Raw genomic sequence first — 13,704 nt, 5'->3', positions numbered from 1 at the left:
CCCCCGATCGGGGTAAAAATCACTCACGGGCGCGGAGCGCATCTACTTCTTGGGCTTGTCCGCCACCGACTCGTTCGACAGCGCCGCGACAAAGGCCTCCTGCGGCACCTCGACCCGGCCGATGGTCTTCATCCGCTTCTTGCCTTCCTTCTGCTTCTCGAGCAGCTTGCGCTTGCGGCTGATGTCGCCGCCGTAGCACTTGGCGAGCACGTCCTTGCGGATCGCGCGAATGTTCTCGCGGGCGATGATCTTCGAGCCGATCGCGGCCTGGATCGGCACCTCGAACTGCTGGCGCGGGATCAGCTCGCGCAGCTTGGTGGTCATCTTGTTGCCGTACGCGAACGCGGCGTCCTTGTGCACGATCGCGCTGAACGCGTCGACGGCCTCGCCCTGCAGCAGGATGTCGACCTTCACCAGCGCGGACTGCTGCTCGCCGGACTCCTCGTAGTCGAGGCTGGCGTAGCCCTTGGTCCGCGACTTGAGCGCGTCGAAGAAGTCGAACATGATTTCGCCCATCGGCAGCGTGTACCGCAGCTCAACGCGCGTCTCGGAGAGATAGTCCATGCCGCCGAGCTCACCGCGGCGGGACTGACACAGCTCCATGATCGCGCCGGTGTACTCGCTCGGGGCGATGACCGTGCACTTGGACATCGGCTCATACACCTCGCGCACCTTGCCCTCGGGCCAGTACGACGGGTTCGTCACCTCATGCTCGGAGCCGTCCTCCATCGTCACCCGGTACACCACGTTCGGCGCGGTGGAGATGAGGTCGAGGCCGAATTCCCGCTCGAGCCGGTCCCGGGTGATCTCCATGTGCAGCAGCCCGAGGAAACCGCACCGGAAGCCGAAGCCGAGCGCCACCGACGTCTCCGGCTCGTACGCCAGTGCCGCGTCGTTGAGGCGCAACTTGTCGAGCGCGTCCCGCAGCACCGGGTAGTCGGAGCCGTCCATCGGGTACAGGCCGGAGTAGACCATCGGCTTGGGGTCGCGGTAGCCGACCAGCGGCTCGGAGGCGCCGTTGCGGAAGGTGGTGACGGTGTCACCGACCCGGGACTGGCGGACGTCCTTCACCCCGGTGATCAGGTAACCGACCTCGCCGACCCCCAGACCCGCGGTGGCCTTCGGCTCGGGCGAGATGATGCCGACCTCGAGCAGTTCGTGGGTGGTGCCGGTCGACATCATGGTGATCTTCTCGCGGGGACGGATCTTGCCGTCCACCACTCGGACATAGGTGACGACGCCACGGTAGGCGTCGTACACGGAGTCGAAGATCATCGCGCGGGCCGGGCCGTCGGCGTCGCCGACCGGGGCGGGCACCTGCTTGACGACCTCGTCGAGCAGTTCCCGGACGCCGACGCCGGTCTTGCCGGACACCCGCAGCACGTCTCCGGGTTCGCAGCCGACGATGTGCGCGATCTCGGCGGCGTACCGGTCGGGGTCGGCGGCGGGCAGGTCGATCTTGTTGAGCACCGGGATGATGGTGAGGTCCTTCTCCATCGCCAGGTACAGGTTGGCCAACGTCTGCGCCTCGATGCCCTGCGCGGCGTCGACCAGCAACACCGCCCCCTCGCAGGCCTCAAGTGCGCGGGACACCTCGTAGGTGAAGTCGACGTGACCGGGGGTGTCGATCAGGTGCAGGACGATCTCTTCGGTGCTGCCGTCCTCGTGCTCGACCGTCCAGGGCAGCCGCACGTTCTGCGCCTTGATCGTGATGCCGCGCTCCCGCTCGATATCCATCCGATCCAGGTACTGGGCGCGCATCGCGCGCTCCTCGACGACCCCCGTGAGCTGCAACATCCGGTCCGCCAGCGTCGACTTGCCGTGGTCGATGTGCGCGATGATGCAGAAGTTCCGGATCCGCGACGGGTCCGTGAACGTCGTGTCGGCGAAGGTGGCGATGGTGGGCTCCTGAAGTCGGCGGCGGCCCGATGCGGGCCGCAGTCACTAGGGATCCAGGATAGGCCAGGTGCCGTCCCCGGCCGGTTCGGCCCCGCCACTAGGTTGAACAGATGGCTTCGAGGTGGACACGGATCGGCAGACAGCTCGGCGACATCGCTCTGAGGGAGGGCCCGCGGCTGCTCAAGGGGCTGCAGAAGAGCGGGGTGCTGCCCGGACCGAGGCAGGCCGGGCCGACGCCGACGCGACCCGGTCGGCCGGTGTCCGCCACCGCGGTGCCGACCGCGCACCGGGCCAGGACCGTCGACTACGCCCCGGACCTGGACGGCCGCGCCGATCCGGGGGAAATCGTCTGGACCTGGGTCAGCTACGAGGAGGACGCGGGCCAGGGCAAGGACCGTCCGGTGCTGGTGGTCGGGCGCGACGGCCGCACCCTGCTCGGGCTGATGCTGTCGTCGAACTCGGAACGCGACGGGCAGCGGGACTGGATCGCGCTCGGGTCCGGGTCGTGGGACGGCGCGCACCGGCCGAGCTGGGTTCGCCTGGACCGGGTGCTCGACGTCCCCGAGGACGGCATCCGCCGCGAGGGCGCCGTCCTCGACCGGGACCGTTTCGATCGGGTCGCGGATCGGCTCCGCCGCGACTTCGGCTGGACCTGACACTGGGCCGTCGACCGCCGAGGGGCGTCACCGACCGGATGGACCGGCCGACGGCGCCCCCTCGGGCGGACGGCGTCAGGCGTTGGCGCTGCGGCCGAACAGCGACCGGTAGGCGAACGCCCCGACCGCGCCGCCGATCAGCGGGAAGACGATGAACGCCCACAGCTGCAGTGGTGCACCGTCCTGGTACCAGGCGACCGCGAAGCTGCGGGCCGGGTTCACCGAGGTGTTGTCGATCGGGATGGACATGATGTGGATGACCGCGAGGGTGAAGCCAATCGCAATGCCCGCCAGCGGCACGTCGGAGAGCTGGTCGGTGGACGCGAGGACCACGAACACCAGCAGGGCGGTGAGCAGCACCTCGACGACGATCATCGCGCCGATGCCGTAGCCGCTCTGCAGCACGCCACCGAGCGGACCCTGCACCGCGGACGGACTGTGATCACCCCAGCCGTTCGCGCCGAGCCCGCTGGCCGCCCGGTCGTACGATGGCAGGCTGCTGGCGACCGCGAACAGCACGGCGCCGGCGACCAGGCCACCGATCACCTGGGCCCCGACATACATCAGCGCCTTCACACCCTCGATCCGCCCGATCAGGAACTGACCGAACGTGACCGCCGGGTTGACGTGACAGCCGGACACCGGTCCGATCGCGTAGACCAGGAAGGCCAGCGTGAGACCGAACGCCAGCGCGACGCCCAGGTTCCCGACCTTGCTTCCCGCGATGACGGCGGTGCCGACGGAGACGAACACCAGCACGAAGGTGCCGATCCCCTCCGCGAGATACTTCTTTGCATCCGAGATCACCCGGGTCTCGGTCTGCTCCTGGACTGTGAGAGACATGTGCCACCTTTACTCGACGTCGATCACGATGGGGAGATGCCTGAATTCGGACGTTACGTGAGGTCATTGTCATCGACAACGACCTCGCGGGCGAGTCGGGCGGGAGTCCGCGCACCGGCCCGCGGTGAGCCGAGCGGCACCCGCCCCGATGACCGGGTTTGGGCTGGACCGGGCAGGGCTGGTAACGTGGCCGGTCGGTGCGTGGACGCACCCGAAGCTTTCTCAACCAGAAGAAAACCAGCGAAGACGACAGGATTTTACGCGTGGCCAACATCAAGTCCCAGGTGAAGCGGATCCGCACCAACGAGCGTCAGCGACTGCGCAACCAGTCGGTGAAGTCCTCGCTGCGCACCGCAATCCGCTCCTTCCGCGAGGCAGCCGCCGCGGGCGACAAGGACAAGGCCAACGAGCTCCTCGTCACCGCGAGCCGCAAGCTCGACAAGGCAGCAAGCAAGGGCGTCATCCACGCCAACCAGGCCGCCAACAAGAAGTCGGCGCTCGCGCTGGCCGCGAACAAGCTCTGACGACACCTTCGTGACGGCATTGCCGTCACCGCTGTCATCGCTGGAGACCGCCCGGTCCTCGACCGGGCGGTCTTTCGCGTGTCGGGCCTCGGCAGGCCTGCGGATTAGCCGTGCAGGTCGGCGACGCGGCGGACGGCGTACTCCACCGCATGGTCGGGGTCCGCGGCCGCGCCCTTGACGTCGGCGTTGAGCTGCGCGACCACCTCGAGCGCAGCGCCGAGCGTCTCCGGGCGCCACCCCCGCGCCTGCCCCTGCGCCTTCTTCACCTTCCACGGCGCCATCCCCAGCCCCGATGCCATTCGGAACGGATCGCCCCGGCCTGCGGAGTCGACGCGAGCAATGGTGTGCACGGCGTCCGCGAGGGCGTCGGCGAGCAGGACATGCGGGACTCCCCGCAACATCGCCCACCGCAGCGCCTCCATCGCACCCGACCGGTCCCCGGCGACCGCGCGTTCCGCGACGTCGAATCCGGACACCTCGGCCTTGCCGGAGTAGTACCGAGCCACCGCGGCCGCGTCGATCCGGCCGCCAGTGTCCGCGGCGAGCTGCGAGCACGCGGCCGCCAGCTCCCGCAGGTCCGATCCGACCGCGTCGATCACCGTCTCGATCACCTCGGGCGACGCCCGCACCCCGGCCGCGCGGAACTCGGAGCGGACGAAGTCGGCGCGCTCCCCCGCCTTGGTGATCTTCGCGCACTCGTGGACCTGCGCCCCCTCCTTCTGCAGTGCGGCGACCATCGCCTTCGCCCGTCCGCCGCCGGAGTGCAGCACCACGAGCGTGCACCCATCCGGTGGTGCCGCCGCCGCGTCGAGCACCAGCGCGACGGCGTCCTTCCCCGCCTCGGCTGCCGATTCGAGCACGATCACCTTGTCCTCCGCGAACAGCGACGGGCTGAGGAGTTCGGCCAGTTCGGAGGGGCTGGTGTCGCCCGTGCGCAGCCTGCTGACCGGAATGTCGGCCGGGGTGTCGGAGGAGGCCCGGACCGCGGCAACGACCGCGGCGACGGCGCGTTCGACGAGGAGTTCCTCGTCGCCGAGGACGAGGTGCAGCGGGGCCGGCGCGGGAGGGGACGGAGTCACCCGTGCATCGTCCCACGGTGACCCGACAGCCCGCGCCGCCGCCGAGCCCGGGCCGGGAATCGGCGCCATCGCACCCTTGCGTGGGACTCCGAGTCTCAGTAAATTGAGGCACCATCACCTGACCGCGCGCCGCGACATCGGTCACCCGGCGTCGCCCAGACGATGGAGGTTCACGATGACACCGTCGGCATCGGCACCGGCCGAGTTGCTCAGCCCGGACTACCGCGCCTGGCTGCACACCCTGTCCGAGGGGTCCGTGCAGCGACGCTTCGATCCCTACCTCGACATCGACTGGGATGCACCGGAACTGGCGATCGACCCCGACGATCCCCGCTGGGTCCTCTCCGCCGAGATCGATCCGCTCGGCGCGACGCAGTGGTACCGCGACCAGCCGCTGGAGCGTCAGATCGCGATCGGGCGGTGGCGGCAGGCCAACTCGATCAAGGTCGGCGCCGCATTCGAGAGCATCCTGATCCGCGGAATGATGCAGTACATCATGAAACTCCCGAACCAGTCGCCGGAGTTCCGCTACTGCCTCCACGAGATGACCGAGGAGTGCAACCACATCCAGATGTTCCAGGAACTGGTGAACCGGATCGGCGTCGACGTGCCGGGGATGCGGAAACCGTTTCGGGCGCTGTCCCCGTTCATCGGGGTGGCCGGCGGCTATGCACACGTGATCCTGTTCATCGGAATCCTCGGCGGCGAGGAACCGATCGACCACTACCAGAAGGCGCTGATCCGGCAGGGCGTGGACGTTCCGCCCGCGGTCCTGCGCACCATGGAGATCCACATCGCCGAGGAGGCCAGGCACATCTCGTTCGCTGGCGAGTTCCTCAAGGCCCATGTCGCCGGGATGGGTGCGCCCTCGCGCGCGGTGTGTGCGGTCACCTTCCCGCTCGCGATGCGGTGGCTGGCCGGTGAGATCATGGCGCCGCCCCGCGCCTTCGCCAAGGAGTTCGACATCCCGCGCGAGGTCATGAAGGAGGCGTTCTGGCGTGGCGCCCACTCGCGGGCGATCCTCGCTGGCTACTTCGGCGAGATGCGGGCCCTTGCCGCGGAACTAGGACTGATGACGCCCGTCGCGCGGCAGCTGTGGCGCAGGCTGCACATCGACGGCCCGCCCGCTCGCTACCGCAGCGAACCCGACCGGCGCGCCCGCCGGGCTGGCTGAGCGGTCACCGCGCGGCGCCGACGGCCAACCGGGCGATGACCTCCCGCAGTTCGGCCGAGGGATCGAGCACCACACCGACCGACCGGGCGACACCATCCAGCACGAACCAGGCGTAGCCAGCGAGGTCGGCGACGATCTGGTCCCGGTCCCGGGTCGGCGCCGGGTCACGCACCCACTGGGTGAGGGTGCCCTCGACCATGGTCACGACCGCGAACGGGACCGTCGCGAACGCCCCATCGTCGACGCCGATCGCCGCGGCGATCGACGCGATGAGGTCGTGGGACCGCGCCGCCATCCGCGCCGTGAGGGTGCTGACCGCGTCGACACCTGCGGCCCGGTCCACCGGCCCGGTGCGCGCGAACTCGTTGAGCCGGGGGTGATCGCTCATCCAGTCCACCGCAGCCCGGATGGTCCGCTCGAGGATCTGCGCGACCGACCCGCTGGAGATGTCCAGCCGCGCCTCGAGGGTGCGGATGAACTCGTCGATCATGTGTGCGCGGATCCGGCAGTCGAGGTCGTCGCGGCCGCTGAACTGGCGGTAGACCACCGACTTCGCCAGCCCGGCGCGCTGCGCGATCAGTTTCACCGGGATGTCGGCCCCGGGGGGCGCTTCCTCGAGCAACTCGACCGCCGCCCGCAGGATCCGGGTCTGCCGCTCCCGGTTGTGCCGTTCCCAGCGGGCCTCGTGCCCGCTCCCCGTCCGCTCCGCAGGCGCGTCCGCGTCACCCGGTCGCGGTGCGGGATTCGTCGGCATGGGTCGAGTCTAGCCATGCCTGCCCCGACCACCGGCCGGGTCGGACCAGGTCAGGGCCGGGCCACCGCGACCGCGTCGCCCGCGCGCAGGACCGCGGCGTCCCCGCCCCGATCGGTGCGCACCGTCACCGCACCCATCTCGTCGAGGACGCGCAGGATGGCCGGGTTCGGATGCCCGAAGGTGTTGTCGGCGCCGACCGACACGATCGCCAGGCCCGCCCCCACCGCGCGGAGGAACTCGGCGGCGGTGGTGCGCGAACCGTGGTGCGGGACCTTGACGATGTCCGCGGCGACCGGAACCCGGTCCCGCAGCAGGTCCCGCTGCCCGTCCGCCTCGACGTCCCCGGTGAGCAGGATCCGGCCCGCGGTGGTGTCGACGGACAACACCAGCGACTGGTCGTTGGCGGCATCGTCACCGTCCGCGGGATCGCGCGGCGCGGGCAGCGTCGGGCCGAGAATCCGGAGGGTCAGGGTCCCCGCGGTCAGCGTCTGCCCCGCCCGGGCAGCAGCAACGGGCACACCGGCTGCCGACGCCGCACGCTGCACCTGCCGGAAACCGTTCTCCGGCAATCTCATCGGACCGGTCACCAGCTGTCCCACCGTCCGCCCCCGCAGGACCCCGGGCAGCCCGTCGATGTGATCGGCATGCAGATGCGTCAGGATCACCGCCGCAACCGAGCGGACGCCGAGCCGGTGCAGGCAGTCGTCGACGAGGCGGGCCTCCGGGCCCGCGTCGACGACAACGACGGACCCGCCGCCCGCATCGAGGACGAGCGCGTCCCCCTGCCCGACGTCACACGCGACCACCACCCACCCGGCCGGTGGCCACCCGGGCCACACCAGCCGGACCGGCAGCCACACCGCGGCGACCCCGAGCACGGCGGCGGCGAGCACCACCCGCAGGCGCCGCACCGTGACCGCGACGACGAACGCAGCCGCACCGCTCGCGGCGGCAACGAATCCGGCTGCCCCGGACGGCACGGAGAGCACGGCGCCGGGGAGGTCGGCCGCGGTGCGCGCCACCCACAGCAGCCACCACAGCAGCGGTGCGGTGAGGGACGCGACCGCCGCCCCGAGCGGCACCCAGGCGGTCGCCGCCGCGGCCGCGACGGCGCCGATCACCGTGATCGGCGCGATCACCGGCGCAACAAGGAGGTTCGCCGCGACCGCCACCGTGCCGACGGTGCCCGTCATCGCGGCGACGATCGGCATCGTCGCGACGTGCGCGGCGGCCGCGACCGCGACCGCCGCCGCTGGCCGCGGTGGCCAGCCCCGACGCTGCAACCATCGCGCCCACCGCGGAGCGATCAGCACCAGTGCGGCGGTCGCCGCGACGGACAGCGCGAAACCTGCGCTGACGGCCAGCTGGGGGTACAGCGCGAGCAGCACGATGACGGCACCCCCGAGCGCGGGCATCGCCTGCCGACGGCGACCGACGATCATCGCGAGCAGCACCACCGCGCCCATCGCCGCCGCTCGCAGCACGCTGGGCGACGGTCGCGCGAGTATCACGAAGCCAACAAGGGCGATCCCGGCGAGCACCGCCGACGTGCGCGGGCCAAGCGCCAGCGCGGCAGTCAGCAGGAGCACCGCGCCCAGGATGATCGACACGTTGGCGCCGGAGACCGCCGTGAGGTGGCTCAGGCCCGCGGCCGTGAAATCGTCGCGCACCCACTGCGTCAGCGCGGTGGTGTCGCCGACGACGAGGCCGGGCAGCAGCCCCGCCGCGTCCGGGGGCAGTGCGCGGGCCGCCGCGGCCGCGAACCTGTCCCGCACCTGCCCGGCCGCGCGCTGCGCCGGGGACGGGTCGCCGATCAATCGCGGCGGCCCGATCGCCCGGATCACCGCGACGGTCAGGTCGGAGCGGTCCGGCGCGTCGACGGTGCCCCGCAGCCGGACCCGCTGGCCGGGCAGCAGGTCCCGCCAACGGTCCGCGGGCGCGAACACGACGGCGGCACCGCCGACGGACATCGCGTCGCGGCCCGGCCCGATGCTCCGGAGCGTCGCACGCACCATCACGGTGTCCCCGCGCCCGGAGCGGACCGGTTTCGGGTCATCAACCAGGTCGGCGGTCACGGTGACGTACCCGGCGCGGTCGGCGAGCGGGTGGGTGGCGACGGCATGGGCGCGCAGCGCGGTGGCGGCGGCGAACCCGGCGCACACGGTCAGGGCCGCGATGAGGGCACCGGCGACCGGGGTGCACCGGCCGCGGGCGGCCACCGTCACCGCCCCGACCGCGAGCAGCGCCGCGATCGCGAGCCACATCGCCGCCTGCCAGCCGCCGACGATTCCCGTCGCGGTCGCCGCCCAGCACGCCGCGGCGGAGGGGAGCAGCCGCAGGTCGATCGGCCGCGGCCGCGGATCGGTCATCTCGCCGTCACGAGCTCGCGCAGCTTCTCCAGGCGGGCGGGGCCGATGCCGTCCACCTCGCCGAGCTGCTCGACGTCGGTGAAGCGCCCGTTGGTGGTGCGCCAGGAGATGATCGCGGCCGCCGTCACCGGGCCGACGCCGGGCAGCTCGTCGAGCTGCTGTTCGGTGGCGGTGTTGAGGTTCACCGGTGCCGCCGCACCGCCGACCGCGGCACCGGCACCGGCACCGGCACCGGCACCGACGGTCGCGCTGCCCGCCACCGGCGCGGCGCCCGGCGGCGGGGCGAGGCCGACAAGAATCTGTTCACCGTCGGCGAGCCGCTGCGCCAGGTTCAGCCCCAACAGGTCGGCGCCGTCACGCGCACCCCCCGCGGCGGTCAAGGCGTCCGCGACCCTGGCCCCCTCCGGCAGATGCACCAACCCGGAGTTGTGCACGAGACCGACGACGCTGACCACGATCTCGGTGGTCGGCGCCGGCGCACCGGTGGACGACGGGCCAGGCGCTGCCCCCGCGGCGGCCGGGGCACCGGCACCGTCGTCGGGTGGCAGCGGCGCAACGACCTCGGCCACCGGGCGGTCCCGGACCACCACGACCCCGCCGATCCCGGCGGCGGCCAGAGCGACGACCGCCAACGCCACCACCCCGCGCCTGCCCGGCGCGAACCGCCACCGTTCGCCGCCCGGTTCCCGCTCGTCATCCAGCCAGCCCGGCCGCTCGCCCGCCCCCACACCCGTCCCGGCGTCCGGGTCGGGTTCGGCGGCCGGCTCCCGCCCGGCGAGGACGTCGAGTCGTCTCCGGATCCGCTCACGTGTGTCGTCGGCGCTGCCCATGGCCCGACCATAGGAGCGCCCGCCCCGTGACCCGACCGATCCGGCACCGAGAACGGGCGTCCTGTGGATGAATTCGAGGCCTGTGGACTACTCGGCCGGGTCGGGCTCGGCGCCGTCGCGGATCAGCCCCGCCCCGCCGGGCACCACGAGGACACCGACGGCGCCCGGACCGAGATGGCTGGCGACCACCGGCCCCAGTTCGGAGACCGCGAACTCGCTCGCCGCAGGCAGCCGCGACCGCAGCGACGCCGCGACCTCGGCGGCACGGTCGGCGGCGCCGACGTGGTGCACCGCGACCGCCACGTCGCCGTCCTCGGCGAGGTCGACGGCACCGTCGACAAGCTTGCCGAGCGCCTTCGTAGCCGTGCGGGTCTTCTCCCGCAGCACCAGCTTGCCGTCGACGAGATGCAGCACCGGCTTCATCGCGAGGGCGGTGCCGAGCAGTGCCGCTGCCGTCCCGATCCGACCGCCGCGGCGCAGGTGGTCGAGCCGGTCGACCATGATCAGCACCCGACCCCGGTCGGCGACCTCGACGGCCCGCTCGTACACCGCGCGCAGCCCGGCCCCCGTCGCTGCCAGCCGGGCCGCCGCCAGCACCGCGTAACCCAATGCCATTGCGGTGGATTGGGAATCGACGATGCGAACCCGCTCCCCCAGCTGCTGCGCCGCCTGCCTGCCCGCCTCCCAGGTTCCGGACAGCTGGCGCGAGATGTGCAGGGCGACGACGCCATCGCCACCGCTGTCGGCGAGCGCCCGCCCGTACGCCTCGGTCAATTCCCCCGGCGACGCGCCGGACGTGGTGACCCCCGCGCCGACGAACAGGTCGTCCGGCATCGGGTCGACGCCCTCACGGAGATCCTGGCCGTCGACGAGCACGTGCAGCGGAACCACCCGAATCCCCAGTTCCGCGGCGACATCCGGGGCCAGACAGGCCGAGGAGTCGGTGACGACGACGACGGGCATGCCGCTACCGGGTGGCGACGGACGCCGCGGCGACGGCGGCCCGGATCGTCGGCAGCATCGCGTCCGCCACCGCGCGGTGACCGTCCCAACCCCAATGGATCCCATCGGGATTCGCGGCGTCGGAGAAGATGTTCGGCCGCACCGCCTGCGCCAGGTCGACCAGCGGCACGCCGGTGTCCGCGCCCCACGCCTGCAGCGCCCGGACCGCGGCGGGCCTGCCCGCGTGCACCTTCCCGTACGCCTCACACAGGTGCACCGACGGCAGGCACCCGATCACCGGCAGCTCCGGCCGCATGTACTCCAGCGAGGTGCGGCATTCCTCCAGGTACTCGACGCTCAGTCGCGGCGGCAGCGCGACCGGCCAGCCGAGCGGCGACAGCCGCGGCTGCAACCACTGATAGGCAGTACGGACCCGGCGGCGCAGCGCGGGTGGCCGCACGTACCTCAGCTGCTCGCGCAGTGCGGTCGGCAGCGGTGACGGCAACGAGTCCATGCCACCGACCGCAAACACCACGGCGCCTGCCCTCGGCACGGTCGCCCACACGCGGGGATCCTGGGTCAGTGCCCAGTAGGCGTCACGACTGGTCCAGCCGATCCGCGCAACGAGCTCGACGTCCCACCCGAGTTCGGCGGCGACCAGGTTCGGCCAGATTCGCGGGTGATCGGCGGCAAGGCCGCCCTTGGGGCCGAAATAGGACAGCGAGTCCGCGATCACCAGCAGCGTCGGCCTGCCCGCCGCCGCGGCGAGGTCAGAGGACATCGCCGGCCACCGCAGCGTTCTCGGCCGAGGCGTTCCACACGTCCAGCCGCCACGACACCGCGTCGGGTTCGCCGTGACCGCTGAGCTGCACCCAGCCGGTGTTGCCGAGGCCACCGAGCACCGGCCACCGCTCCACCGGCAGATCCAGCAGGGCCGCGGTGAGTGCGGCGATCAGGCCGCCGTGGGCGACGAGCACCACCGGCCGCTCGGCCCAGTCGGCGCGGGTGGCGAGCAGCTCCTCGACCACCGGCACCGCACGGTCGGCCACGTCGATGCGGCTCTCGCCGCCCGGCGGTGCCCAGGTGGCGTCGACCCGCCATGCGGCGCGGGCACCGGGGTCGCGCTCGTCGACCTGGGAATGGGTCAGGCCCTGCCACTCGCCGAGATGCGTCTCCCGCAGCCGCGGATCGGTCGCGACCGGCAGACCGGCGTGCTCCCCGAGCGCGGTCGCGGTGTCGAGCGCCCGACGCAGATCGGAGCTGATGATCTCGGTGGGGCGCCGGTCGGCCAGCGCGCGGGCGGCGACCTTGGCCTGCACCCGACCCCGTTCGGACAGGTCGGTGTCCAGCTGCCCCTGCATCCGGTCGCCCGCGTTGTACTCGGTCTGACCGTGCCGCACCAGAATCAGTTGCCGCGCGGCCGCGGCCGGATTCCGGGTCGGCGCCTGGGTCACTTCCCGGACTCCGGCTCGCCGAGCTCGGCGGCGTACTCGTCCGCGACGGCGCCGTCGGAGTCCGCGCCCCACTCGGACGTCCGCGGCTCGATGCCGTCGACGGGCACGACCGGGCAGTCCTTCCACAGCCGTTCGAGCCCGTAGAAGTTGCGCTCGTCGTCGTGCTGGACGTGCACCACCAGGTCGACGTAGTCGAGCAGCGCCCAGCGGCCCTCCCTGGTGCCCTCCTTGCGGACCGGCTTGTGCCCGGCCTCGCGCAGCTTGTCCTCGATGTTCTCCACGACCGAGTTGACCTGGCGTTCGTTGGAGGCGGAGGCGATGACAAAGCAGTCGGTGATGACGAGCTGCTCGGACACGTCGAGCACCACCACGTCGTTGGCCAGCTTCTCGTCGGCGGCCAGCGCGGCGATCCGCGACATCTCGAGGGCTTCGGCGGATGCGCTCACTTAGGTGTTCTCCCGATTCTGGGTGTCGCTGGTGTTCTGGTGTGGTGCCGGCCCCGACACGGTGACCGCGCCGTCGAGGCGTTGGGCGTTCCGGGGTCGATACAGGTTGCGCTTGGAGATGTACTGCACCACCCCGTCCGGTACCAGGTACCAGACGGGCCGGTTCTCACTCGCCCGCCGACGACAGTCGGTCGACGAGATCGCCATCGCGGGGATCTCGACGAGCGTCAGCGCGTCGGGGCGGTCGGCGAGGTGTTCGGCGAGATGGTCGTCGCCGAGCTCGTAGCCCGGCCTGCTGACCCCGACGAACTTGGCCAGCTCGAACATCTCCTCCCAATTCTGCCAGGACAGGATCGTCTCGAGCGCATCGGCGCCGGTGATGAAGTAGAGGTCCGCGTCGGGATGCTGCTCGCGCAGGTCGCGGAGGGTGTCGACGGTGTAGGTGGCCTTGTGCCGGTCCACGTCCACCCGGCTGACCGAGAAGCTCGGGTTGGACGCGGTCGCGATGACCGTCATCAGGTAGCGGTCCTCCGCGGCGCTGACGTCCTTGCCCGCCTTCTGCCAGGGGTCGCCGGTGGGGACGAAGATCACCTCGTCGAGACCGAACCGGTCGGCGACCTCACTCGCCGCGACGAGATGCCCGTGGTGGATGGGATCGAAGGTGCCACCCATCACCCCCAGTCGACGGCGAGGGGAGCCTGCATTGTCAGCGTTCCGCACGGGAATCGAGCTTA

14 protein-coding genes are annotated in these 13,704 nt (G+C 71.7%); 3 read left to right on the top strand and 11 right to left on the bottom strand.

From position 1 onward, the window contains the following. Nucleotides 1-42 precede the first annotated feature (42 nt). Nucleotides 43-1,857, bottom strand: coding sequence for a translation elongation factor 4 (lepA, locus tag ACFWQG_RS05245; RefSeq protein WP_378506741.1), 1,815 nt, complete (start codon nucleotides 1,855-1,857; stop codon nucleotides 43-45). Between the two features lie 152 nt (nucleotides 1,858-2,009). Between lepA and ACFWQG_RS05240 the strand changes: the two genes are divergently transcribed. After that, entirely contained in the window at nucleotides 2,010-2,555 is a 546-nt protein-coding gene (locus tag ACFWQG_RS05240) for a type II toxin-antitoxin system PemK/MazF family toxin (protein ID WP_378506529.1), read from the top strand. A gap of 75 nt (nucleotides 2,556-2,630) precedes the next feature. Here the strand turns inward: ACFWQG_RS05240 and ACFWQG_RS05235 are convergent, their stop codons facing one another. After that, nucleotides 2,631-3,398, bottom strand: a complete 768-nt coding sequence (locus ACFWQG_RS05235; RefSeq protein ID WP_378506528.1) for an aquaporin — start codon at nucleotides 3,396-3,398, stop codon at nucleotides 2,631-2,633. 263 nt (nucleotides 3,399-3,661) lie between these two features. On the opposite strand from ACFWQG_RS05235, the gene rpsT reads away from it, so the two are divergent. After that, nucleotides 3,662-3,922 carry a 30S ribosomal protein S20 gene (gene rpsT / locus ACFWQG_RS05230; protein WP_378506527.1) on the top strand — a complete coding sequence of 87 codons (261 nt, stop codon included), beginning with the start codon at nucleotides 3,662-3,664 and terminating at the stop codon, nucleotides 3,920-3,922. A 104-nt stretch (nucleotides 3,923-4,026) separates the two neighbouring features. On the opposite strand, the gene holA is transcribed toward rpsT, so the two are convergent. Beyond that, nucleotides 4,027-5,001: a DNA polymerase III subunit delta gene (gene holA, locus ACFWQG_RS05225; RefSeq protein WP_378506526.1), complete on the bottom strand. Its 975-nt coding sequence runs from the start codon at nucleotides 4,999-5,001 to the stop codon at nucleotides 4,027-4,029. 175 nt (nucleotides 5,002-5,176) lie between these two features. Here holA and ACFWQG_RS05220 point away from each other — a divergent pair, with 175 nt between their 5' ends. After that, nucleotides 5,177-6,175, top strand: coding sequence for a diiron oxygenase (locus ACFWQG_RS05220; RefSeq protein WP_378506525.1), 999 nt, complete (start codon nucleotides 5,177-5,179; stop codon nucleotides 6,173-6,175). Nucleotides 6,176-6,179: 4 nt separating this feature from the next. On the opposite strand, the gene ACFWQG_RS05215 is transcribed toward ACFWQG_RS05220, so the two are convergent. From ACFWQG_RS05215 to nadD, 8 genes are all read right to left on the bottom strand, one after another. Continuing rightward, a complete protein-coding gene (locus ACFWQG_RS05215) occupies nucleotides 6,180-6,929 on the bottom strand; it encodes a TetR/AcrR family transcriptional regulator (protein WP_378506524.1) in 750 nt (249 codons plus the stop codon). A gap of 50 nt (nucleotides 6,930-6,979) precedes the next feature. Next, nucleotides 6,980-9,298, bottom strand: a complete 2,319-nt coding sequence (locus ACFWQG_RS05210; RefSeq protein WP_378506523.1) for a ComEC/Rec2 family competence protein — start codon at nucleotides 9,296-9,298, stop codon at nucleotides 6,980-6,982. After that, complete coding sequence (locus ACFWQG_RS05205; RefSeq protein ID WP_378506522.1) at nucleotides 9,295-10,128, bottom strand: helix-hairpin-helix domain-containing protein; 834 nt, start codon at nucleotides 10,126-10,128, stop codon at nucleotides 9,295-9,297. Before ACFWQG_RS05205 ends, ACFWQG_RS05210 begins: the two co-directional genes overlap by 4 nt. Before the next feature lie 87 nt (nucleotides 10,129-10,215). Continuing rightward, nucleotides 10,216-11,091 carry a DegV family protein gene (locus ACFWQG_RS05200; RefSeq protein ID WP_378506521.1) on the bottom strand — a complete coding sequence of 292 codons (876 nt, stop codon included), beginning with the start codon at nucleotides 11,089-11,091 and terminating at the stop codon, nucleotides 10,216-10,218. Between the two features lie 4 nt (nucleotides 11,092-11,095). Next, a complete protein-coding gene (gene octT, locus ACFWQG_RS05195; protein ID WP_378506520.1) occupies nucleotides 11,096-11,851 on the bottom strand; it encodes a diglucosylglycerate octanoyltransferase in 756 nt (251 codons plus the stop codon). After that, nucleotides 11,841-12,431 carry a histidine phosphatase family protein gene (locus tag ACFWQG_RS05190; RefSeq protein WP_378506740.1) on the bottom strand — a complete coding sequence of 197 codons (591 nt, stop codon included), beginning with the start codon at nucleotides 12,429-12,431 and terminating at the stop codon, nucleotides 11,841-11,843. The genes octT and ACFWQG_RS05190 overlap by 11 nt, the downstream gene beginning before the upstream one ends. 89 nt (nucleotides 12,432-12,520) lie before the next feature. Next, the gene (gene rsfS / locus ACFWQG_RS05185; protein WP_378506519.1) at nucleotides 12,521-12,970 is read right to left on the bottom strand and encodes a ribosome silencing factor; all 450 of its coding nucleotides are present in this window, start codon (nucleotides 12,968-12,970) and stop codon (nucleotides 12,521-12,523) included. Further along, complete coding sequence (nadD, locus tag ACFWQG_RS05180) at nucleotides 12,971-13,690, bottom strand: nicotinate-nucleotide adenylyltransferase (RefSeq protein WP_378506518.1); 720 nt, start codon at nucleotides 13,688-13,690, stop codon at nucleotides 12,971-12,973. It lies immediately after the preceding gene. Nucleotides 13,691-13,704: the final 14 nt, after the last annotated feature.

Origin of the sequence: Rhodococcus sp. NPDC058532 (genome assembly GCF_042719255.1) — a bacterium.
Lineage (GTDB): Bacteria > Actinomycetota > Actinomycetes > Mycobacteriales > Mycobacteriaceae > Rhodococcus_G.
This window is presented reverse-complemented; position numbering and strand designations above follow the sequence as displayed.